Origin of the sequence: Myroides sp. NP-2 (assembly GCF_014145665.1) — a bacterium.
Taxonomy (GTDB): domain Bacteria; phylum Bacteroidota; class Bacteroidia; order Flavobacteriales; family Flavobacteriaceae; genus Flavobacterium.
This window is the reverse complement of sequence record NZ_JACHTD010000010.1, coordinates 25209-45820: the sequence shown is the minus strand read 5'-3', so window position 1 is coordinate 45820 and position 20612 is coordinate 25209. Positions and strand designations below refer to the sequence as shown.

20 protein-coding genes and 5 tRNA genes are annotated in these 20612 nt (G+C 37.9%); 19 read left to right on the top strand and 6 right to left on the bottom strand.

The genetic code is table 11. From position 1 onward, the window contains the following. Window positions 1-99: 99 nt before the first annotated feature. The 5 genes from H4K35_RS10755 (at window position 100) to H4K35_RS10735 (ending at window position 612) form a co-directional block, all read left to right on the top strand. A tRNA-Gly gene (locus H4K35_RS10755) sits at window positions 100-172 on the top strand. A gap of 37 nt (window positions 173-209) precedes the next feature. Continuing rightward, window positions 210-285, top strand: a tRNA-Gly gene (locus H4K35_RS10750). A gap of 34 nt (window positions 286-319) precedes the next feature. Next, a tRNA-Gly gene (locus H4K35_RS10745) sits at window positions 320-395 on the top strand. Window positions 396-429: 34 nt separating this feature from the next. Beyond that, window positions 430-505: transfer RNA gene (locus tag H4K35_RS10740), tRNA-Gly, on the top strand. 34 nt (window positions 506-539) lie between these two features. Next, window positions 540-612 (top strand) — tRNA-Gly (locus tag H4K35_RS10735). A gap of 98 nt (window positions 613-710) precedes the next feature. On the opposite strand, the gene pepE is transcribed toward H4K35_RS10735, so the two are convergent. Continuing rightward, window positions 711-1418: a dipeptidase PepE gene (gene pepE / locus H4K35_RS10730; RefSeq protein ID WP_182627822.1), complete on the bottom strand. Its 708-nt coding sequence runs from the start codon at window positions 1416-1418 to the stop codon at window positions 711-713. Between the two features lie 159 nt (window positions 1419-1577). On the opposite strand from pepE, the gene H4K35_RS10725 reads away from it, so the two are divergent. The 3 genes from H4K35_RS10725 to H4K35_RS10715 all read left to right on the top strand — a co-directional run bounded on the left by H4K35_RS10725 (window position 1578) and on the right by H4K35_RS10715 (window position 3292). Continuing rightward, complete coding sequence (locus H4K35_RS10725; protein ID WP_182627820.1) at window positions 1578-2342, top strand: hypothetical protein; 765 nt, start codon at window positions 1578-1580, stop codon at window positions 2340-2342. Between the two features lie 75 nt (window positions 2343-2417). Beyond that, the gene (locus H4K35_RS10720) at window positions 2418-2723 is read left to right on the top strand and encodes a twin-arginine translocase TatA/TatE family subunit (protein WP_182627818.1); all 306 of its coding nucleotides are present in this window, start codon (window positions 2418-2420) and stop codon (window positions 2721-2723) included. Beyond that, entirely contained in the window at window positions 2723-3292 is a 570-nt protein-coding gene (locus H4K35_RS10715; protein WP_182627816.1) for a phosphatase PAP2 family protein, read from the top strand. Before H4K35_RS10720 ends, H4K35_RS10715 begins: the two co-directional genes overlap by 1 nt. Window positions 3293-3332: 40 nt before the next feature. Here the strand turns inward: H4K35_RS10715 and H4K35_RS10710 are convergent, their stop codons facing one another. Next, on the bottom strand, window positions 3333-3974 hold the full coding sequence (locus H4K35_RS10710) for an O-methyltransferase (protein WP_182627814.1): 642 nt from the start codon (window positions 3972-3974) through the stop codon (window positions 3333-3335). Between the two features lie 156 nt (window positions 3975-4130). On the opposite strand from H4K35_RS10710, the gene H4K35_RS10705 reads away from it, so the two are divergent. The 5 genes from H4K35_RS10705 (at window position 4131) to H4K35_RS10685 (ending at window position 9507) form a co-directional block, all read left to right on the top strand. Then, a complete protein-coding gene (locus H4K35_RS10705; protein ID WP_182627812.1) occupies window positions 4131-5291 on the top strand; it encodes a serine hydrolase in 1161 nt (386 codons plus the stop codon). Between the two features lie 2 nt (window positions 5292-5293). Continuing rightward, window positions 5294-6007 (top strand): 3'-5' exonuclease, encoded by a 714-nt coding sequence (locus H4K35_RS10700; protein ID WP_182627810.1) that lies wholly within the window; start codon window positions 5294-5296, stop codon window positions 6005-6007. 465 nt (window positions 6008-6472) lie between these two features. Beyond that, window positions 6473-6925, top strand: coding sequence for an OsmC family protein (locus H4K35_RS10695; protein WP_182627808.1), 453 nt, complete (start codon window positions 6473-6475; stop codon window positions 6923-6925). Between the two features lie 124 nt (window positions 6926-7049). Then, window positions 7050-8732 carry an ABC transporter ATP-binding protein gene (locus H4K35_RS10690; RefSeq protein ID WP_182627806.1) on the top strand — a complete coding sequence of 561 codons (1683 nt, stop codon included), beginning with the start codon at window positions 7050-7052 and terminating at the stop codon, window positions 8730-8732. 241 nt (window positions 8733-8973) lie between these two features. After that, the gene (locus tag H4K35_RS10685) at window positions 8974-9507 is read left to right on the top strand and encodes a hypothetical protein (RefSeq protein ID WP_182627804.1); all 534 of its coding nucleotides are present in this window, start codon (window positions 8974-8976) and stop codon (window positions 9505-9507) included. A 39-nt stretch (window positions 9508-9546) separates the two neighbouring features. Here the strand turns inward: H4K35_RS10685 and H4K35_RS10680 are convergent, their stop codons facing one another. Next, on the bottom strand, window positions 9547-10896 hold the full coding sequence (locus H4K35_RS10680) for a saccharopine dehydrogenase family protein (RefSeq protein ID WP_182627802.1): 1350 nt from the start codon (window positions 10894-10896) through the stop codon (window positions 9547-9549). Between the two features lie 453 nt (window positions 10897-11349). Here H4K35_RS10680 and H4K35_RS10675 point away from each other — a divergent pair, with 453 nt between their 5' ends. Beyond that, on the top strand, window positions 11350-11748 hold the full coding sequence (locus H4K35_RS10675; protein WP_182627800.1) for a DUF423 domain-containing protein: 399 nt from the start codon (window positions 11350-11352) through the stop codon (window positions 11746-11748). A gap of 73 nt (window positions 11749-11821) precedes the next feature. After that, complete coding sequence (gene pckA / locus H4K35_RS10670; protein WP_182627798.1) at window positions 11822-13435, top strand: phosphoenolpyruvate carboxykinase (ATP); 1614 nt, start codon at window positions 11822-11824, stop codon at window positions 13433-13435. 228 nt (window positions 13436-13663) lie between these two features. Here pckA and H4K35_RS10665 read toward each other — a convergent pair whose 3' ends face one another. Both H4K35_RS10665 and H4K35_RS10660 read right to left on the bottom strand, forming a co-directional pair. Next, on the bottom strand, window positions 13664-14407 hold the full coding sequence (locus tag H4K35_RS10665) for a uroporphyrinogen-III synthase (protein ID WP_182627796.1): 744 nt from the start codon (window positions 14405-14407) through the stop codon (window positions 13664-13666). A 14-nt stretch (window positions 14408-14421) separates the two neighbouring features. Beyond that, complete coding sequence (locus tag H4K35_RS10660; protein WP_182627794.1) at window positions 14422-15093, bottom strand: DUF4271 domain-containing protein; 672 nt, start codon at window positions 15091-15093, stop codon at window positions 14422-14424. A gap of 103 nt (window positions 15094-15196) precedes the next feature. Here H4K35_RS10660 and H4K35_RS10655 point away from each other — a divergent pair, with 103 nt between their 5' ends. From H4K35_RS10655 to H4K35_RS10645, 3 genes are read left to right on the top strand one after another with little or no spacing between them, the layout of a single operon-like run. Continuing rightward, window positions 15197-15916, top strand: a complete 720-nt coding sequence (locus H4K35_RS10655; RefSeq protein WP_182627792.1) for a polyprenol monophosphomannose synthase — start codon at window positions 15197-15199, stop codon at window positions 15914-15916. Then, window positions 15916-17253, top strand: a complete 1338-nt coding sequence (locus H4K35_RS10650) for a dihydroorotase (protein ID WP_182627790.1) — start codon at window positions 15916-15918, stop codon at window positions 17251-17253. The genes H4K35_RS10655 and H4K35_RS10650 overlap by 1 nt, the downstream gene beginning before the upstream one ends. Before the next feature lie 10 nt (window positions 17254-17263). Next, window positions 17264-17800: a DUF4296 domain-containing protein gene (locus H4K35_RS10645; RefSeq protein WP_182627789.1), complete on the top strand. Its 537-nt coding sequence runs from the start codon at window positions 17264-17266 to the stop codon at window positions 17798-17800. A gap of 19 nt (window positions 17801-17819) precedes the next feature. On the opposite strand, the gene H4K35_RS10640 is transcribed toward H4K35_RS10645, so the two are convergent. Further along, window positions 17820-18818: an NAD-dependent epimerase/dehydratase family protein gene (locus H4K35_RS10640; RefSeq protein WP_182627787.1), complete on the bottom strand. Its 999-nt coding sequence runs from the start codon at window positions 18816-18818 to the stop codon at window positions 17820-17822. A gap of 182 nt (window positions 18819-19000) precedes the next feature. Here H4K35_RS10640 and tyrS point away from each other — a divergent pair, with 182 nt between their 5' ends. Further along, entirely contained in the window at window positions 19001-20293 is a 1293-nt protein-coding gene (gene tyrS / locus H4K35_RS10635; RefSeq protein WP_182627785.1) for a tyrosine--tRNA ligase, read from the top strand. Window positions 20294-20612 lie beyond the last annotated feature (319 nt).

Below are 20612 nucleotides of genomic sequence, written 5' to 3'. Positions count from 1 at the left end.
ATTCTGTGAGAAGAAAAAGAAATAAAAAGATTGATAAAAAAATATCTTTTTATTTCTTGCATAAAATTTGAAAAATGCCTTATATTTGCATCCACAAATGCGGAAGTAGCTCAGTTGGTAGAGCTCCAGCCTTCCAAGCTGGTTGTCGCGAGTTCGAGCCTCGTCTTCCGCTCTAAAAACTTGATGAAAGTTTCTAAAGATCATCACCTGCGGAAGTAGCTCAGTTGGTAGAGCTCCAGCCTTCCAAGCTGGTTGTCGCGAGTTCGAGCCTCGTCTTCCGCTCCAAAAACTTGATGAAAGTTTACAAAGATCATCACCTGCGGAAGTAGCTCAGTTGGTAGAGCTCCAGCCTTCCAAGCTGGTTGTCGCGAGTTCGAGCCTCGTCTTCCGCTCCAAAAACTTGATGAAAGTTTACAAAGATCATCACCTGCGGAAGTAGCTCAGTTGGTAGAGCTCCAGCCTTCCAAGCTGGTTGTCGCGAGTTCGAGCCTCGTCTTCCGCTCCAAAAACTTGATGAAAGTTTCTAAAGATCATCACCTGCGGAAGTAGCTCAGTTGGTAGAGCTCCAGCCTTCCAAGCTGGTTGTCGCGAGTTCGAGCCTCGTCTTCCGCTCAACAAAAAAGCCTGCACATCTGCAGGCTTTTTTTATTGTATAGGGTAAAGACTGCCTCTATGGGGGTATGTCCTGTTTTTTTACTCTTGTTCAATCTCTATTTTAACGTACTTAAGTCAGTATCGGGATCAACTTCATATGCTGCTTTGTTCTGTTCAAAAATACGGGCAGCTAATGTCCCTTGCAATAGAATGCGATCGCCATAAACGGTGAGCCAGCTTCCCTCACGCAAGCCTACAACTGGCTGAGAATTTAGCGTGTGAAATTCATTAATTCTCGTTTCTCTCGTTTCCCCCATATGCGTAGATCCTGCTAATGGATCTAAATAATGTGGGTTGATATTGAAAGGAACGAAACCAAAAGTTTTGAACGAAGGAGGATAGGTAATCGGCATGTCATTAGTCGTTTCCATGGTCAATCCACAGATATTACTTCCTGCACTACAACCCAAATACGGTGTTCCATTTAGGACAACTGAGGTAATGGTTTGTACCAAATCATGCGCATACAGCTGTTTCACTAGCAAAAAAGTGTTTCCCCCTCCAGTAAAGATTCCCGCTGCTTGTTGGATCGCCTCTTTGGGATCGTCAAATTCGTGTAACCCTTTCACCTCTACCTGGATCGGTTTAAGCGCTTCTCTTACTTTTGCTGTGTAGTCGTCATGACTAATTCCTCCTGGACGGGCATACGGTATAAAAACAATTGTCGATCCCGCCCTAAAGTGGTTCGATAAAGTTGGTAATAGGTACTCCAAGAAACCCTGATTGTGTAAGGTTGAAGTACTCGCTATGATTATATTTTTCATGGTTACTCATTTAGAAGTAACAAAAATAGACTTTATTCGTCAAATGAAAAAGAAGGATTGATTTCAGTTCTTTTTATATTTAACATAACTTTACACGATTATAATTTTGCTTTATGCGATTATAAGATATTTTTACAGACTTCATTAATATATTAGTAGATGAAATTAGTTTTAACCTTTTTGCTGTTGATACTAGGTGTGGGGGTATTTGCTCAAGATAGAGTCCCTTTACACGGGAAAATCGTTTCTCGAAGCAAAGATCTCAAGGGGATTTACGTGTCCAATATTAATACGGGTGATGCTTTGGTAACAGAACAAGGTGGATATTTTACTATTCAAGCACAGGAAAACGATACATTAATGTTCTCCGGACCTTTGTTTATCGGGTACCGCTATGTTTTGGATGACATTGACTTTAAACGTGATATTGTATTAATTCCCTTGGAGCCGAATGACTTGAATAGGCAATTGAATGAAATTGTCATTACCCATATGTCTTCTTCCTCTTTGGGACTCGTTCCATCAAATGTAAGACGGTATACTCCTGCGGAAAGACGACTCTATACGGCAACTTCCGGTAGTGGAATTATCCCAGTGAGTGCAATTGTCAATTGGATTAGTGGACGTACAGCTATGTTGAAAAAAGCCTTGAAGTACGAAAAACAAGAGATGAGAAAAGAGAAGTTTCTGAGTGTCATGGATGAATATGTGTTAATTAAAGAATACAGTATCCCCAAAGATTACGTGATTGGTTTTGCGTATTATGTTTCGGATGATGATTTGATGTCGGGCTTTTTAACTGCTAGTGTTGTGGAAAAAGAAAAAATAGCTTCTAGGACAGGAGTACTGGCAATGGAATTTCTCGATTTACTAGGCGATAAAATACATGCCACTGAGGTAAAGGATACTTTAACAATAGAATAGCGAAATTTAAGTCGATAGATTGTGAATAAAAAATAATAAACGTTGTAGATTTGTATCTTAACTAAAAATAGAGTTATGTTTGGAATAGGAGGCGGAGAACTTTTTTTTATCATATTAATCATTTTAATGCTTTTTGGTTCAGATAAAGTACCAGAAATGGCGCGAGCTTTTGGTAAATTCATGGCTCAAGTAAAAAATGCTACAAATGATATTAAACATGAAATCAACAAAAGTGCTGACGAATCAGGTATTAAAAAAGATATAGAAGAAGCTTTGAATTTGGAAGAGCATGTTAACCCGATTAAGGATATGCAACAAGAGCTCGAAAAGCAGAAAGAAGATATTGAAAATATTACAGGGCCAATTAAAAGAAGAAACTAATGTTAGATCGTCTTATTCAACTCGATAAAGAGTGGTTGATTTTTTTTAATGGATTAGGCAGTGAAGCCTATGATCCTTTTTGGTTGTTTATTACCAAACAGCTCAATTGGCTTCCATTTTTTGTGCTATTACTTTATTTAACCTATCGCAAAGTTTCCCTCAAAAAATTAGGAGTTATTTTGTTGCTATTAGCAGGACTTGTCGCTTTTACAGATCAAATGACTAACCTAGTAAAATATACTGTAGGACGACCTAGGCCGTGTAATACAGAAGATATACAAGCTATGATTCGCATTGTGAAATGTAGCCCTAGTCTGAGTTTCTTTTCTGGACATGCATCAAACTCCATGGCTAATATGCTATTTATGTTTTTGCTGCTAAGACGCTACTACAAACACGCGTATTTGGTGTTTATATTTCCACTGATTTTCGCTTATAGTAGAATCTATCTAACCATGCACTTTCCCTTTGATATTTTAGTGGGGTATTGCTTCGGGTTAGCCGCAGGTACACTCTTCTATCAGATCTTCTTGTGGATCGAAAGAAAATATGACGATAAATTGATCTAATACAAAAAGGGATTTGGTTGCTGCCAAATCCCTTTTTTATTTATCGTACGCGAGATACTGTTAATCCATCTCGAATCGGAAGTAAAACCGTTTCAACTCGAGGATCTTCTTTCAAAAGCTTATTGTATCGATCTAAGGCAAGTGTGCTTTTGTCATTGGCTTTGATTTCTTCAATCACTTTGCCTGACCACAATACATTGTCCGACAAAATAATTCCTCCAGGATTCATTTTATTAATGATCAATTCAAAGTAATTGCTGTAATTTTGTTTATCAGCATCAATAAAAACTAAATCGTATTTTTTGTCAAGTTGTGGAATGATGTCTAACGCACTTCCCAAGTGTTGAGTAATTTGTGAGGCATAGGGAGATAGGTCAAAATACTTGCGCTGAAAATCGTACAATTCTTCATTGACGTCAATGGTGTCTATCGTTCCTTCTGCTTTTAATCCTTCCGCTAAGCTCAAGGTTGCATAACCAGTAAATGTGCCTATTTCCAAAATGTGCATGGGGTGTACTAGTTTGGAGATCATACTTAAGAAACGGCCTTGAAAATGACCACTAAGCATACGTGGTTGCAATACTTTTTGGTGTGTCTCTTTGTCGAGTTGAGCCAGTAATTCAGGTTCGTTCTCACTGTGTTTTGCCGCGTAATCTTCTAATTCTTTGGATATAAAGTGCATATAAGAAGCAATTTTAAATTAAGGGAATTGAGTTGCAAAGATAAAAGGCTTTTGGCAATTCAGCCCTATTTTGACGATTTTATAAGATTGAAGGCAAAATCCTCAAATTCAGCGAAAAAAATTGGTACATTTAACTATCAACAAGAATAATTGATTATGAAAATACTATGGAAATTCCTAAAAGGATTGCTTATACTTATAGCTGGAATCGTCCTACTGGCTTATGTATTTAAGGTAGATTACTTATTTACCGCTGTACGCACGATTTATTTTAATGGTTATAAAACGGCGTTTTTAGATGATTATCACTATTTTCCAACACGAAATATTCCAGCAGGTGAGGCACAACCATGGCCTGTAGCGAAGGATTACAATACTGTTGCTCCTACAGCCGTTTTGGCAACCACCCACAAAGAGCTACAAACCATTGTTTTTTTGATTATCAAAAACGACAGCCTTTGGCATGAGGCCTACTATGATTCTTATACAGCAAATAGCAAAACGAATTCGTTTTCCATGGCAAAGAGTGTGGTATCTGCTGCTTTGGGAAAAGCAATTCAACGCGGGGAGATTAAAAGTTTAGAGGATAAAGTCATTCAATACTTACCCGAGTTAAAGGGAAAATACAGCCAAGAGGTTACGGTGGGAGATTTGTCTTCGATGGCTTCTGGTTTGGATTGGGACGAAGGCTATTACAGCCCTTTTTCTATTGTAACGCGTGCCTATTTTGACAAAGATCTCAGAGGGGTGATGATGGGATTAGAGATAAAAGATCAACCAGGACAAGCATTTATCTACAAAAGTGGGGATACTCAATTATTGACCATGGTCTTGGAAAAAGCAACAGGTAAAACGCTAGCGGATTATGTTTCTACTTATTTTTGGAAACCAATGGGCGCCGAAAATGATGCTTTATGGCAAATCGACCACAAGGGCGATGGAATTGAGAAATCATATTGTTGCTTTACGAGTGGAGCTAGAGATTTTGCTCGATTCGGCAAATTATATAAAGACTATGGCAAGTGGAATGGTGAGCAAATTCTCGACAGTGCTTTTGTAGCTAAATCAATTGTCCCTCGATTTCAAGCAAGTCCAGAGTATGGCTATGGATGGTGGTTGAAGCACTACAAAGGACAAGATTTCTTCTATATGCGTGGCCATCTCGGTCAATTTACCATCGTATCGCCTAAAGACAATGTAATTATTGTGCGTTTAGGTCATGTCAAAGGAGTGCAAACGGAAGAAGATCCGCATAGCAACGACCTGTACACCTATATTGATGAAGCTTATCAAATGTTAGCCCAACGAAATGAATAACCATGTTAGACCGAATTAATTTAGCACATATTCTCTTTTTAGATATTGAAACAGTTCCTCAAGAGCGCGCATTTAGCATGTTGGATCCAGCTGTACAGGAGTTGTATGAAGAGAAAACGCGCTACCAACGCAAAGGCGAAATTCCTGCAGAGGAGTTTTATGCACAGGCAGGAATTTGGGCGGAATTTGGTCGTATCGTCTGCCTGTCTGTCGGGTATTTTACCTACAAAATGGGAGACCGCCAATTTAGAACAACTTCTTTTGTTGGAGAAGAAGTAGAGATTCTACAAGCATTTGCCAACTTGTTGAACGCACATTTTAATCGGGCAGAACACCTTTTGTGTGGTCATAATGCAAAGGAATTTGATTTCCCCTATATTGCCCGACGCATGATTATTCACGGACTGAAAGTGCCAGCCAAACTAAATCTAATGGGAAAAAAACCGTGGGAAGTTCCGCATTTAGATACCATGGAAATGTGGAAATTCGGTGATTATAAGCACTATACCTCCCTCAAATTATTGGCGCATATTTTGCAGATTCCCTCCCCTAAAGATGATATTCACGGAGCTGATGTCGCCCGTGTATACTATGAGGATCAAGATCTAGATCGCATTATGCGCTATTGTGAAAAAGATGTTATTACAGTGGCACAAATCGTATTGCGTTTAAGAGGTGAAGCTATTTTAGAACCGGATGAATTGCTGTCAGTCTAAAAAAAATAGTTAAAAATATTCGTAAATTTGCTTTTTAATAAAAAATAATTTCTAGCTTTGTAGGCAGTAAAAAACAGAGAAAAATATACAATGTTAACAATTCAATCTTATTTTCATAAATCAATGTGGTGTTCAGCTCCAGAGGTGAATGGATTGGGATTGTTATTTTAATGAAGTAAAATAATAAAACAATATACAAAAAGCCTCTGTTGATTCAACAGAGGCTTTTTTTTTAAATTTTATATGATGAGCACGCGAATTCAGTATGTATCCAACCCAGTATGCTATATGTGGATGTTTAGAAAACATTCGCCTATGCGCTCGTTGCCAGAACTGAAGCAAACATCATCGTGTATTTTTTGATAAAAATAATTCAATGTAATATTTCAAGTCCTTTTGGTAACGTACGACGACCAAAAGGGCTTTTTTTTTGAGGTAAAGTGTCGTAGTAAAAAATTAGAAAAAATGAGTAATAAAGTAGTAAAAGTATTGGGATTTTCAGTACGAGAAAGTCAGTTGGCAATCAAAACAGCAAACTTTTCCTTCACTGTAAAAGATGGAAAAGAATTGGTCAAAGAAGCCCAAGTGAATTCAGAAGAATTAATCTTAGCCAAATTAGCGGGAAGTATCCATGCAATTGGAAACTTAATCGGTTTGACTTTAAACGTCGATTTAAAATCAATTCAAATTGAAGTAAGTGGCGTAGTAGATGAAGCTTTGCAACAGCAACATTTGGATGCAGGGGTATTTAAAAAAATAGAGGTGGTTGTTAAACCGACGTCAACGGCTTCTATTGTTCTATTGAAAGAATGGATTGATGCGGTGAAATTAGCTTGTCCGGTGTTCGCAAATTTTAAACAACAAACACCAACTATCGTAACGTTGGTTAAGGAATACGATCATGTAAATGTAGCTTAATATGTCTGACTTTTGTTTTTTAATTGTGATTTGGTGTTCGTGCTAGAGCGAATCGCTTGTTGCTGCGACATTAAATCACAATTAATTATCTTATTTTTGTTTTGGACACCGTTAACTCATTTTTATGTCAGAACAAACACCGCTACTTCAGGTAAAGGATCTTCAAATTAGTTTTCAACAGAACAAAGATTGGAAACCGATTGTACACCAAGTGTCCTTTGATTTGTACCCCAACCAAATATTGGGGATTGTAGGCGAATCCGGATCGGGGAAATCGGTCAGTTCATTGGCTATTCTGCGGTTGTTACCTGAAAATCAAAGTAAAATTGTTGGGGATATCGTGTTTAATGGACAAGATTTGACTGCTTTTACTGAAGAAGAATACCGACAAATTAGAGGTAATAAAATCGCAATGATTTTTCAAGAACCTATGAGTGCACTCAACCCTTCGATGCGCTGTGGATCTCAAGTGGAAGAAATGCTTCGCTTGCATACTAATTTAAAGGGAACTGCCTTAAAGAATAGAGTCATTGAATTGTTTGCGCAAGTAAAATTGCCTGAACCTGTAGAGGCGTATCGAAAATATCCACATCAATTATCAGGTGGGCAAAAGCAACGGGTAGTGATTGCTATGGCAATTGCGTGTAAACCGACCTTGTTGATTGCCGATGAACCCACCACAGCACTAGATGTGACAGTTCAAAAAGAAATTATACAGTTGTTAAAAGCTTTACAAGCCGAAACCCAAATGGCGATGATTTTCATTTCCCATGATTTAGGTTTGGTATCGAGTATTGCTGATGAGGTGATGGTGATGTATCGCGGTCAAGTGGTTGAAAAGGGATCGACCTCGTCGGTTTTTAATGCGCCTAAAGAACGTTATACTCAAGCGCTATTGGCAGCACGTCCTTCGAGTCAGGTGCGTTTACAGCGCTTGCCTACGATTCAAGATTTTGTTGACAATCAAGTGCCAACAGAAGTAATTAGCCCAGCAGAACGACAAGCCGCTCATGTTCAACTATATGCCCAATCGCCACTTTTAGTGGTCAAAGATGTGGCCAAAGACTATATTTCAAGTGTAGGCCTATGGAGCAAGAAAACCTTTCGCGCCCTAGATCAAATTAACTTCGAAGTATACGAAGGAGAAACATTAGGGCTAGTAGGCGAAAGTGGCTGTGGAAAATCAACCTTAGGCAATGCTATCTTGCAATTGGATCCCGCCTCTTCTGGCGCTATTTTTTATCAAGGAAAAGATATTACACAATTAAAAGGCAAAGCACTTCGTGCATTGCGCAAGGATATTCAAATTATTTTTCAAGATCCTTTTTCTTCTTTAAACCCCAAGCTAACAGTGGGACAGGCAATTATGGAACCCATGATCGTTCATCGATTATTCGGCAATAAAAAAGAGAAGAAACAAAAAGTGCTGCAACTTCTACAACAAGTAGGTTTAACGGAAGAAGCCTTTGATCGTTATCCCCATGAATTTTCAGGCGGACAACGCCAGCGTATCGGGATCGCACGCACCATTGCTGTACATCCCAAATTAATTATCTGCGATGAGTCTGTATCAGCCTTAGATATTTCGGTTCAAGCCCAGGTGCTCAACTTGTTGAATGAACTCAAAGAACAATATAAATTTACCTATATCTTTATTTCACATGACTTAGCTGTTGTCAAGTATATGTCAGACCAAGTGATGGTGATGAACAAAGGACAAATTGAGGAAAAAGGAGAAGCGGATGCTTTGTATGCTCATCCTCAAAAAACGTACACAAAAAAGTTGATTGCTTCTATTTTGGAGTAGGTTTGTGTACGAGGAAAATTATTAGTTGTTTGTTAATTTCAAAAAAAAATCAACACATACCCTTTGTAAGGTTGCAATGAGAATACACAGCAAAGCTTGTGGTAGATTACTGAAATGAAGGATCTAAAAGCATAGGGTGTTTCGATATATTATCATTTTTGTCTAACGGTCGATTGGCAATCGAAAGTGTTTCGTCAAAGTTGCTTTTTTTACTACTGTCTTACAGTGGTAGACGGATTCTTTGGATTCCTACATAGAATTAGACGGTGAAAAAGAAAGAAACGGAGAGAAGCTAGATTTTTTAACTCCCGGTTTTATTTTCGATATGAAAGTTACTCAAGAAAAATTAGTCTTGACTAAGTACAGTGGAGAAACCTTACAGTTTAAGCGTTCAACAAAAATGCTTGATGAGGTTGAATATCCTGCAATTTCAGTATCGGATAAAAAAGCATTAAATTCAACTAGCTGGAGATTGGAAAAGATTCAAGCATTTACTGGAGAACACCGATCTTTTGACCAAGGTGAACACGTGATTTATTCCTTTGGCAGCGATGGAGTGTTTGTGATTAAAAATGCTACTGCTGTGGAAGATAACACATTTGAACGGTTTCTAAAACCTAGAACATTGTCTTATTCGTATCGTTACGATTTTGCATTAGAAAATAGGGAGATACTCTATATAAATGATTTAGGCGGATATAGGATATTATTCACAAATGATGAGCTGAGGCTGGTACAAAATGATGGCTATCTACTTACATTCACGAAGGCATAAAAACGAAAAGGTCAAAAGCATTGCTTTTGACCTTTCTGATTAGAATCCTTGATATTCTACTTCTTTTTCGTCGAAAACGATGCCGTTTTCTTCTAGTTCTTTTAGAATCGGAGCATATACTTCCTCTTCAATTGGCATTTGTACCCCTGGTGTACTAATAATGCCTTTTACTATTTTTAAAGCGGCGATGGCTAACGGTAAACCTACAGTTTTAGCCATAGCTGTATAGGTTTGGTCATCTCCGATACAAATCATTGTCGAGTCAATTTGTTTCTTCTCTCCGTTTAATTCGTATCCAATTTTGTGATACATCACAATCATATCTTTGTCCTCTGGATCTAATGTCCAGCTATCGGCTAAGATTTTTTCCAAAATCTGTGCTGGAGTAGCATTTTTTAAACCAATGATTTTATCTGGATTAAACAGATCTAGTTCCAATAATTTTTCCCAAACAATATCATCTTGATCAATGTTTAAAGCGAGGCGCAGTTTCGTTTCTACAGTATCCGAAGGGTGGTATGGAAGATATAGGTTGATAAACTCGCGGTAAGACATCGTTTCAGAGTTGTCAATTACGTATGTATCATCCGTAATCCCTAATTCTACAAACAAGTTCCACGCTCTAGAATAGCCTACGCGGCGAATGGTACCTCTAAAGATGGTTTTCGCATCGTCTAAGCCGTAAACGCTTTGGTATTTTAAAGAATCGCGGTTGGCATAGGCTTCAAATTTCCCATAGCCTTTTACGTCTAAGAATTCAGTTCTTCTGAATACTTTGTTGTAGGGAATGTATTTATATTGTCCTTCTTGGATGAATTTAGCAGCACCACCTTGTCCCGCTAAAACTACATTACGCGGATTCCAAGTGAATTTGTAGTTCCATAGGTTGTTGTCAGATTCTGGAGCCATTAATCCTCCACAAAAAGACTCAAAAGAAATTACTTTTCCTCCTTTTGCTTTTACCTCGTGAATAATTTTCATGGCACTCATGTGATCGATACCTGGATCTAATCCAATTTCATTCATGAACACCAAGTTGTTGGCTTTTACTTCTTCGTCTAAAGCCGCCATAGCTGGGCTAATATAGGAAGCAGTTGCTAGGTGCTTTTTAAAGCGAATACAATCTTTAGCCAATTCAATATGCAAGGCTGCAGGAAGCATTGAAATGACAATATCGGATTGTTGTACCAATTCTTGTCTTTGTTCGGTATTAAATAAATCAAATTCCTTTGCCGTAGCATTTGGATGTCCCATTGCTTTTTTCTCTGCTAATGCTAAAGACAAGTCGCAAATGGTTAAATGAAGGTTTTCTGTCGTAGATTTTTCAAGTAAATACTTAATAAGTGAAGAGGCAGAACGGCCAGCGCCTACGATTAATATTTCTTTCATTATTTTGTTTTTGGTTGTTTTACGAGTTACGAAAGTAAGGAATTATATAACAAAGGGATATACTATTTGCTAAAAAAAGTTTTGATTGAAAATTGCTGTTACCGAAGAAGTAAAGCAAATTTTGCTTGACTAGTAGCGCATAGGAAGAGCTACATCTGTGTTCAATTGTTCCGGTTTGATTCTACTACAAAAGAAAATATATCTTCTCATTTTTGTACTTGCGATAGGGAGAGAGGCCCCTTTTTTTGATTTTATGGCGTTGAACTCCAGTAGGCTAGTTAAGTTGTGGTTGTTGATGGTTGTGTATAAAGTAAGAGGAAGTCACTATTTAAAAGGGTTTAGTTTCATTATGCGAAGGTTTTATCACGGGTAAAGCATGTTTTGTGTAGATTTATTTTCGGTCTTTCTCTCCTTGTGTTTAAAGGATAATTTGTATCTTCGATCTAAAAATAAATGGGACGAAAAATTATTATAACAGCAACATTATTAGGGGCACTAGGGATCATACTAGGAGCTTTTGGTGCACATGGTTTGAAAAAGATCGTTAGCGAATCCGCTGTAGCTTCCTATGAAGTAGGGGTGCGTTATCAAATGTATCACGTCTTTTTCCTTTTGTTTGTTGGACTATCTACTTTCTTTTCTGACAAGGTAAAAAAGAGAATTTTTACCTTAACATTGATAGGGGTATTGTTGTTTTCAGGATCAATCTACCTATTAACATTCAACGGTTTACCCGGATTTAACGTTAAGTTTTTAGGACCAGTGACGCCAATTGGAGGTGTCTTTATGATTGGAGCATGGATTTATGCTGCAGTTCAGACCCTTAAAACAGGAAAAAGTACGAAAAACTAGTTTTGTGTATCGTTATATTAAATTTATTTCTAAGTTTGCATATTAATTAAAAAGACAACATAACATAATGAAAATGGCTAATACGCAATCAATTTCACTTGAAAAATATGGTATTAAAGATGTTGTAGAGATTGTATATAATCCTTCCTACGATCTTTTATATAATGAAGAAATTAAGTCTGACCTCCAGGGTTTTGAAAAAGGACAAGTAACTGAATTAGGAGCTGTAAATGTTATGACAGGTGAGTTCACTGGTCGTTCTCCAAAAGATAAATACATCGTAAAAGACTCAGTTACTGAGAATACGGTTTGGTGGAACTCTCCAGAATCGCCAAATGACAATAAGCCAATTGACCAAAAAACGTGGGAAGCTTTAAAAGCAACTACTGCCACTGAGTTGTCAGGAAAAAAACTTTATGTTGTTGACGCTTTCTGTGGTGCGAATGAAAATACGCGCTTGAAAGTGAGATTCATTATGGAGGTAGCATGGCAAGCACATTTCGTGAAAAACATGTTCATCCGTCCAACAGAAGAGGAATTGGCAAACTTTGGTGAGCCCGATTTCGTTGTAATGAATGGTTCTAAAGCGACTTTTAAAGACTACAAAGCATACGGATTAAATTCAGAAGTATATATCGCATTCAACTTGACTGAAAAAGTACAAGTGATTGGTGGTACTTGGTATGGTGGTGAGATGAAAAAAGGATTGTTCTCTATGATGAACTATTACTTACCATTGAAAGGAATGGCTTCGATGCACTGTTCAGCAAATAAAGGAAAAGACGGAGATGTTGCTGTGTTTTTCGGCTTGTCTGGAACAGGTAAAACAACCTTATCTACAGATCCAAAACGCGAATTAATCGGAGATGATGAGCATGGATGGGATGATGAAGGGGTGTTTAACTTTGAAGGAGGTTGTTATGCAAAAACAATCAACTTGAGCAAAGAAAACGAACCGGACATCTTCAATGCAATCCGCAAAGATGCTTTGTTGGAAAACGTTACGGTAGACGCTAACGGAATCATCGATTTTAACGATGGATCAGTAACGCAAAACACGCGTGTTTCTTATCCAATTGATCACATTGAAAATATCGTAAAACCTGTGTCAAAAGCTGGTCACGCAACAAAAGTTATCTTCTTAACAGCAGATGCATTTGGCGTTATGCCTCCAGTTTCTAAATTGACACCGGAACAAACTAAATACTATTTCTTGTCTGGATTTACTGCTAAATTAGCGGGTACGGAAAGAGGAGTAACTCAGCCTGAACCTACTTTCTCTGCTTGTTTTGGTAAAGCATTCTTGTCTTTACATCCAACAAAATACGGTGAAGAGTTGGTAAAGAAAATGGAAGAGCACAACGCTACGGCTTATATGGTTAACACCGGATGGAATGGAACTGGAAAGCGTATCTCAATTAAGGATACACGTGCGATTATCGATCGTATCTTAGATGGTTCTATCGAAACTGCCGAAACGAAGATTATTCCTATCTACAACTTCGCAGTGCCAACTGCTTTAGAAGGTGTAGATACTAATATCCTAGATCCTCGTAACACCTATGCTGAAGCTAAAGAGTGGGAAGACAAAGCTAAAAATTTAGCAGAGTTGTTCATCAAAAACTTCAACTTATACACAAATAACGATGCAGGGAAAGCGCTTGTAGAAGCAGGACCTCAATTGTAATATAGTACAAAAAAGGAAGCCAGTAGGTTTCCTTTTTTTTTTTTAGAAAAGGGAAAACGGAAACGGGAGATAAGTCATGTCTTTACTGACTATGACGATCGTTAGTTGTTTGTTGGGAAGGCTAACATGAAAGAGGGTTTAGGTTCTACTTGAGATTATGCCCTCTTTTATTCTCCTATATCAATCACTAATAATAAAAAAAGGCTTCCGCAAGGAAGCCTTTTTTTATTATTTATTTACCTTTTGAATGTATTTTTCAAGAGCCATAGTCATCGATGGTGCTTCAGGTGAAGGCGCCATAATATCTACGCGTAATTCGTGATCTAAGGCTTCTTTTTGTGTTGTTGTACCAAAAACAGCAATTCTGGTGTTGTCTTGGGTAAAATCAGGGAAGTTCATGAATAATGATTTGATTCCCGTTGGACTAAAGAAGGCTAATACATCGTATTTTACATCAGCTAAATCCGATAAATCACTCATAACAGTGCGATAAAACGTTCCTGCCGTCCAATCCACTTTTAACTCACCTAAAATTGTAGGTACTTCTGCATTTAATTGATCTGAAGCGGATAATAAGAATTTCTCGTCTTTGTATTTTTTAATCAAAGGAGCCAAATCAGCAAAGTCTTTTTGTCCTACATAAATTTTTCTTTTGCGATACACCACATATTTTTGTAGGTAAAAGGCAATCGCTTCTGATTGACAAAAGTACTTAAGCGTTTCAGGTACTTTATAGCGCATTTCTTCAGCAACACGAAAGAAATGATCAACTGAGTTCCTACTCGTCAAAATTACAGCTGTAAAGTTGTTTAAATCGATCTTTTGTTGTCTTACGTCCTTAGCTGGTACACCTTCAACGTGTATAAAAGGCCTAAAGTCAATTTTTACTTTATATTTTTGTTCGATTTCAAAGTATGGAGAGTTTTCTACTTTAGGTTCTGGCTGAGAAACCAAAATTGTTTTCACTTTCATAGTTTAATTCTTATTTAGGCTCTAAAGTTTTTAAATGCAAAGTATATTATAAAATAAGGAGCTATTTCAAGGGTGCAAAGATACAAAATAAAATAGAACAACTTATTTAATATCGTTTTTCGATTGTTTTTTATAAAAATAACGTATAAACTAAGATTTGTTAAGATTAACGTAATTCCAATTAGGCTAATGATCATTTGATTGACTATATCGTTGTAAAACAAGATCAAGTCAAGGCCCAATAGATACATGCCAATGTAATTTCTATAGGTTGCTTTTTGTAAATTAAAATGATCTACAAAGTCCTCTATCCCGAAGGTAATTCCGATAATTTTATCGATGAGGTATTTGCCAATAACAAAAAAACAGGTAAAATTCAAAATCTGAATAAAGGACAGCAAGCTATATTGCTCAATAAACCCAAACGACTTAGCAACAATTTGCAAAAAGAAGGTAATGGACAATAGTTGAATAGTCAGAAAAGAAAGGGTAAAACTATTTCGTAGGTTCGTATTGTCTTTGTAGATTTTGAGGTACTTGTCTGAAATAGCCAAGCGTGTAAATTCAGCAAAGCGGATGCTAAAAATAGTTCGGTTTATAGCAATGATGGAAAAGCCCACAAAAAATAGTAGGGTAGCCCAATCCTTGTTGGTTACAATTCTTTCAGTTAATAGTAGATTGTCCATATCATTTGCAAAATTAGCAAAAAAATGTATTTGTCTGACTTTGGTAATTATTTAAGGGTTAACTTTCTATAAAAAGGTTATTTTTGTATCCAAAGTAAAGACAATGAATGCAGGACTAGTTATTATTCCTACCTATAATGAGATTGAAAATATAGCGCAAATAATTGAGGCAGTACTTGAATTGCCCGAGTGTTTTCACGTGCTTATTGTGGATGATAACTCACCTGATGGTACAGCGGCTGTGGTAGAACAACTACAAGCGGAGTACGCAGGCTTACACTTGTTGAAACGAGAGGGGAAAAATGGACTTGGCACAGCCTATGTAGATGGTTTTAAATGGGCCTTGGCTCGAAATTACGCCTATATTTTTGAAATGGACGCTGATTTCTCTCATAATCCAAAGGATTTAAGTCGACTGTTAGCTAGCTGTCAAGCCAAAGGAGGGATGGCTGTGGGGTCGAGATATGTGACAGGCGTGAATGTAGTCAATTGGCCTTTGAATCGCGTATTGTTATCGTATGGCGCCTCCATTTACGTGCGTTGGATCACGGGTATGCCCATTAAAGACACCACGGCGGGCTTTGTGTGTTACACCAAAGAAGTCTTGGAAAGCATGGATCTCGATCGCATACGATTTGTGGGCTATGCCTTCCAAATTGAGATGAAGTACCGCGTCTACGTCAAAAAATTTCCGATCACTGAAGTCCCTATCATTTTTACTGATCGCACAAGAGGGGAGTCTAAAATGTCCAAAGGCATTATCAAAGAGGCCATTTTTGGGGTGATGAGCTTGAAAATTAGAAAACTACTAAACAAACTATAATGAACAACTACTTAATTAAAAACGGAAACTTAGTCAACGAAGGAATCGTCAAGAAAGGAGATATCCTGATTCAAGAGGGGAAAATCGCACGTATAGCCGATTCAATTGAAGCGACGGAAGGGATGCAGTGTATTGATGCAACGGGAAAATACGTCATTCCTGGGATGATTGATGACCAAGTGCATTTTCGCGAACCGGGATTGACGCATAAAGGCGATATCGAATCCGAATCAAGAGCAGCTGTTGCTGGGGGGATTACCTCTTTCATTGAGCAACCCAATACGGTTCCTAATGCAGTAACCCAAGAATTGTTAGAACAAAAATATGATATTGCTGCCTCTAAATCTTATGCGAATTACTCGTTTATGATGGGGGGAACAAACGATAACTTAGCCGAATTATTGAAAACTAATCCGCGCAATGTAGCGGGGATTAAACTATTTTTAGGGTCTTCTACTGGAAATATGTTAGTGGATCGTCAAGATGTTTTGGAAAAAATATTTTCTAGTACGTCTATGTTAATTGCCGTACACGCAGAAGATGAAGGCACGATTCAGGCTAATCTGCAGCAACACAAAGCCCAATATGGCGAAGATATTCCCGTGCAATGCCACCCGATTATTCGCAGCGAAGAAGCGTGCTACTTGTCTTCTTCTAAAGCGATAGAATTGGCGAAGAAAACGGGCGCTCGCCTACACGTATTTCACCTGTCTACAGGGAGAGAAACGGCTTTGTTTCGCAATGACATTCCGCTAAAAGACAAAAAGATTACAGCGGAGGTTTGTGTGCACCACTTGTGGTTTACTGATAAAGATTACGATTCAAAAGGGAATTTTATCAAGTGGAACCCTGCCGTTAAGACGGAAAAGGACAGAGAAATGCTTTGGGAAGCGTTGTTGGATGATCGTATTGACGTTATTGCAACGGATCACGCTCCACATACCAAAGAGGAAAAATCAAAGGCATACGGACAAGCCCCCTCTGGTGGTCCCTTGGTTCAACATGCATTAGTTTCACTTTTTGAAGCCAAAAAACAAGGTCGAATTACTGTGGAAAAAATTGTCGAAAAAACAGCGCATAATCCAGCCATTCTCTTTCAAGTAGAAAAAAGAGGATTTTTAAAAGAAGGATATCACGCTGATATTGTGTTGATTGATCCAACGAATAGTTGGGAAGTGAACAGCTCGAATATATTGTATAAATGCGGATGGTCGCCATTTGAAGGTGAAACATTCTCTTCTAAAATAACCCATACGTTTGTCAATGGTTGCTTGGTTTATGAAAATGAACAAGTAAAAGATATTCGTTGCGGACAAAGATTGCTTTTTGAACGTTAGTAGTACAAAAATGAAAAATATACTAGTTGCCTTTTTTGCGGTTCTTTTGTTGTCGGCCTGTCAGGACAAGATAACAAAGCCCAATCCATTTATTGAGGAGTCGAAAATGGAAAATATCTTATATGATGTAACGCTATTATACGGTACGCAAAATACCAACTCCTTTTTTGCTGATACTGTACAGCCTATACGCATGGGGGATATTTTTAAAAAATACGATATTGATAGCTTGACCTTTGTCGAGAATAACCGCTATTATATCGCCTTAAAAAAGAATGTGTATTTCGATATGCAGACACGGGTGATGAATCGATTGAAAAAAGAAGAGCAACGCCTTGACACGCTTTCAAGTAAACCAGAACTAGAAAAAGTAAATGTATTGAAGCAAGCTAAAGAGCTTTACGATCCAACGTCGGATTCTTTAACTAGTACTACAGGAAGCAAAGCTGCGAAAGGCGATACACCTACTGCAGTGAAACAAATAAACAAAAGTTTGCTTAAATCTGCACTAATAAGTCGAAAAGTACAAGGAGTCGAGGAGGAGTAAATTAAGCATAAAAATGAAACTACTTAAAATCTTTGCTAGTAGCTGCTAAAAATTCGGTATAAGGCGAAAAAGTAAACGACAGCGTTTGTTTAATTTTCGAAGAGTCATAACAATACTTACTAAGAGAAGCTTTCGCGATTGCACGTGTAAAGCTTCTTTTTTTTGGGGTGACTAAAGAAACAAAGCCATCCAATCGCCAGGCAATTGATAGTCCAAGGCGGTTGACTTTAAAACGCGCGGGCTTTTTATGCAATAAATCGGCGATTTCACTTAGCAATTCTCGATTGGATACATTGGCGGCAACGAGCAGATAACGTTCGTTTTTACGAGGGCTGTGCATCAATTGACGCATAGCTGAAACCACATCTTCTACGGCTACGATTGCAGTAGTTCCCGCGGTATAAAACGGAAATCCGCGCCCTACTTTAGAAAATAACGCACCACTGCCTTCGCTTTCAAACCCACGCCCAAAGATAACGCCAGGGTTGACAATTACAACGGATAAACCTTCTTGAGTACCTCGCCATACTTCCATTTCTGCACCAAACTTACTCAAGGCATAATCGCTGTGGTAAAGCTCAGGATTCCATTCTGTTTCTTCTGTAATGGGAATTTTTGGGTCCAATGATTCGCCTACTGCGGCGATGGAACTGACATGACACAACTTTTTGACTTCATAAGCCAAACATAAATTAACAATATTAGCCGTACCTTCAATATTGGTTTTGCGCAATTTTTTTTCGTCTTTTGGATCAAAAGACACAAGAGCCGCACAGTGATACACATGGGTAACTGAAACAAAAGCTTCTTCTAGGGCAGGTAGATCTAGGATATCAGCTTTTTGCCAAGCGATGTGCTCAAATAATTCAAGGGCTTGATGTAAAGCAAAGACGTTTTTCGTTTTTGCTATACGCTTTTCATCTCGATAGATTGCACGAACATCTTGCTCCCCCTGTTGAAGAAGATGTAAAAGAAGGTAACTCCCTACTAAACCTGTGGCACCTGTAACCAATATCATAATAAACAAATGTAAAGGTTATGTTTTAGATTGTGAAAGAATAGGAGTAAAAGTTTTAAAGTAACGCCCGTATTTTCAGTGGATTGTTTTGAAGAGTTTGAAAGCAATAAAAATGCAGATGTATCAAAAAAAAGTTCTAATCACGCAAGGAATTGAACTATCTTTGCATAAAATATAATTAAATGAAAAATTTTATTGAAGAAGTGACTTGGAGAGGAATGCTCCACGACGTTATGCCAGGCACTGAAGAACATTTGTTGGAGCAGATGCGTGCAGCGTATGTGGGAATTGACCCAACAGCGGATTCATTGCATATTGGACATTTAGTAGGTGTAATGCTTTTAAAGCATTTTCAGATGGCAGGGCACAAACCAATTGCCTTAATTGGTGGGGCTACTGGAATGGTAGGAGATCCTTCTGGAAAATCTAATGAACGCAATTTATTGTCTGAAGAAGCTTTGCGTCACAATCAGCAGGCAATCAAAGCCCAATTAGAACGTTTCTTAGATTTTAACTCTGGTGCAGCTAACGCAGCAGAACTAGTGAATAACTACGATTGGATGAAAGATTTTTCGTTCCTAGAATTCATTAGAACCGTTGGAAAACACATTACAGTAAACTATATGATGGCGAAAGATTCTGTAAAGAAACGCCTAAATGGTGAATTCCAAGATGGAATGTCTTTTACTGAATTCTGTTATCAATTGTTGCAAGGGTACGATTTCTTGCACTTGTTCCAAGCCAAAAACGTAACCTTGCAAATGGGAGGTTCGGATCAATGGGGAAATATTACGACGGGAACGGAGTTAATTCGCCGTACGATAAGCGAAAAAGCTTATGCGTTGACTTGTCCACTCATCACAAAAGCAGATGGAACAAAGTTTGGTAAATCAGAAGGTGGAAATATTTGGCTGTCAGCTGAGTATACATCTCCGTATAAATTCTACCAATATTGGGTAAATGTGTCAGATGCCGATGCTGAAAAATACATCAAGATCTTTACTTTTATCGGTCGTGAAGAAATTGAAGCTTTGGTAAAAGAACATCTCGAGGCTCCTCATTTACGCGTATTGCAAAAGCGATTAGCTGAAGAGGTAACAACGATGGTACACGGCACAGAACAATTGGAAAATGCAATTAAAGCATCGGGGATCTTATTCGGAAATTCATCTGCAGATGACTTGAAACAATTAGATGCTAAGACATTTTTAGAGGTTTTTGACGGAGTTCCTCAAGCCGAAGTAACCAAAGCTGATGTAGAAGCAGGAATGCCAATCATCGAAGTCCTAGCCGCTAAAAGTGGTTTTATGCCATCAAATGGTGAAGCTCGTCGATCACTTCAAGCTAACGCTATTGCTGTAAATAGAGAAAAAGTAACCGAAGACTATGTGGTTACTACAGCAGATTTGATCAACGATCAATTCATCCTTCTACAAAAAGGGAAAAAGAACTACTTTGTTTTACATGTAAAGTAATCAAAATAAACACAATAGAACAAAAAAAGGCTATCTCTATACAACAGAGATAGCCTTTTTTGTATAAATCTACCATATACATGGTATTTACTCCATTGATCTGAGCTCTTATCTTTGCCCTATCAAAACAAAATGATAGTTTCTTGAGACGACCAAGTTGGTCCGTCGATGGGATCAACATCTAAAAAAGTAGTATTATGCAGTCAATCGTTTTTTTACCTACAATGACTTCTTCTTTTTCTTATGGTCAACATGGAGTGTCTTCTTCAGTGTCGATGAAGTGCTGCATGAATTTGTGTTGCATTTAGCACGCCTTCAT

What these genes read in the sequence shown, in the direction of transcription:
- pepE (WP_182627822.1), bottom strand. Translation starts at nt 1,418, where the DNA reads ATGAAAAATATAATCATAGCGAGTACTTCAACCTTACACAATCAGGGT.
- pckA (WP_182627798.1), top strand. Translation starts at nt 11,822, where the DNA reads ATGGCTAATACGCAATCAATTTCACTTGAAAAATATGGTATTAAAGAT.
- H4K35_RS10655 (WP_182627792.1), top strand. Translation starts at nt 15,197, where the DNA reads ATGAATGCAGGACTAGTTATTATTCCTACCTATAATGAGATTGAAAAT.
- H4K35_RS10640 (WP_182627787.1), bottom strand. Translation starts at nt 18,818, where the DNA reads ATGATATTGGTTACAGGTGCCACAGGTTTAGTAGGGAGTTACCTTCTT.
- H4K35_RS10680 (WP_182627802.1), bottom strand. Translation starts at nt 10,896, where the DNA reads ATGAAAGAAATATTAATCGTAGGCGCTGGCCGTTCTGCCTCTTCACTT.
- H4K35_RS10710 (WP_182627814.1), bottom strand. Translation starts at nt 3,974, where the DNA reads ATGCACTTTATATCCAAAGAATTAGAAGATTACGCGGCAAAACACAGT.
- H4K35_RS10650 (WP_182627790.1), top strand. Translation starts at nt 15,916, where the DNA reads ATGAACAACTACTTAATTAAAAACGGAAACTTAGTCAACGAAGGAATC.
- H4K35_RS10715 (WP_182627816.1), top strand. Translation starts at nt 2,723, where the DNA reads ATGTTAGATCGTCTTATTCAACTCGATAAAGAGTGGTTGATTTTTTTT.
- H4K35_RS10705 (WP_182627812.1), top strand. Translation starts at nt 4,131, where the DNA reads ATGAAAATACTATGGAAATTCCTAAAAGGATTGCTTATACTTATAGCT.
- H4K35_RS10660 (WP_182627794.1), bottom strand. Translation starts at nt 15,093, where the DNA reads ATGGACAATCTACTATTAACTGAAAGAATTGTAACCAACAAGGATTGG.
- H4K35_RS10700 (WP_182627810.1), top strand. Translation starts at nt 5,294, where the DNA reads ATGTTAGACCGAATTAATTTAGCACATATTCTCTTTTTAGATATTGAA.
- H4K35_RS10725 (WP_182627820.1), top strand. Translation starts at nt 1,578, where the DNA reads ATGAAATTAGTTTTAACCTTTTTGCTGTTGATACTAGGTGTGGGGGTA.
- H4K35_RS10695 (WP_182627808.1), top strand. Translation starts at nt 6,473, where the DNA reads ATGAGTAATAAAGTAGTAAAAGTATTGGGATTTTCAGTACGAGAAAGT.
- H4K35_RS10675 (WP_182627800.1), top strand. Translation starts at nt 11,350, where the DNA reads ATGGGACGAAAAATTATTATAACAGCAACATTATTAGGGGCACTAGGG.
- tyrS (WP_182627785.1), top strand. Translation starts at nt 19,001, where the DNA reads ATGAAAAATTTTATTGAAGAAGTGACTTGGAGAGGAATGCTCCACGAC.
- H4K35_RS10690 (WP_182627806.1), top strand. Translation starts at nt 7,050, where the DNA reads ATGTCAGAACAAACACCGCTACTTCAGGTAAAGGATCTTCAAATTAGT.
- H4K35_RS10645 (WP_182627789.1), top strand. Translation starts at nt 17,264, where the DNA reads ATGAAAAATATACTAGTTGCCTTTTTTGCGGTTCTTTTGTTGTCGGCC.
- H4K35_RS10665 (WP_182627796.1), bottom strand. Translation starts at nt 14,407, where the DNA reads ATGAAAGTGAAAACAATTTTGGTTTCTCAGCCAGAACCTAAAGTAGAA.
- H4K35_RS10720 (WP_182627818.1), top strand. Translation starts at nt 2,418, where the DNA reads ATGTTTGGAATAGGAGGCGGAGAACTTTTTTTTATCATATTAATCATT.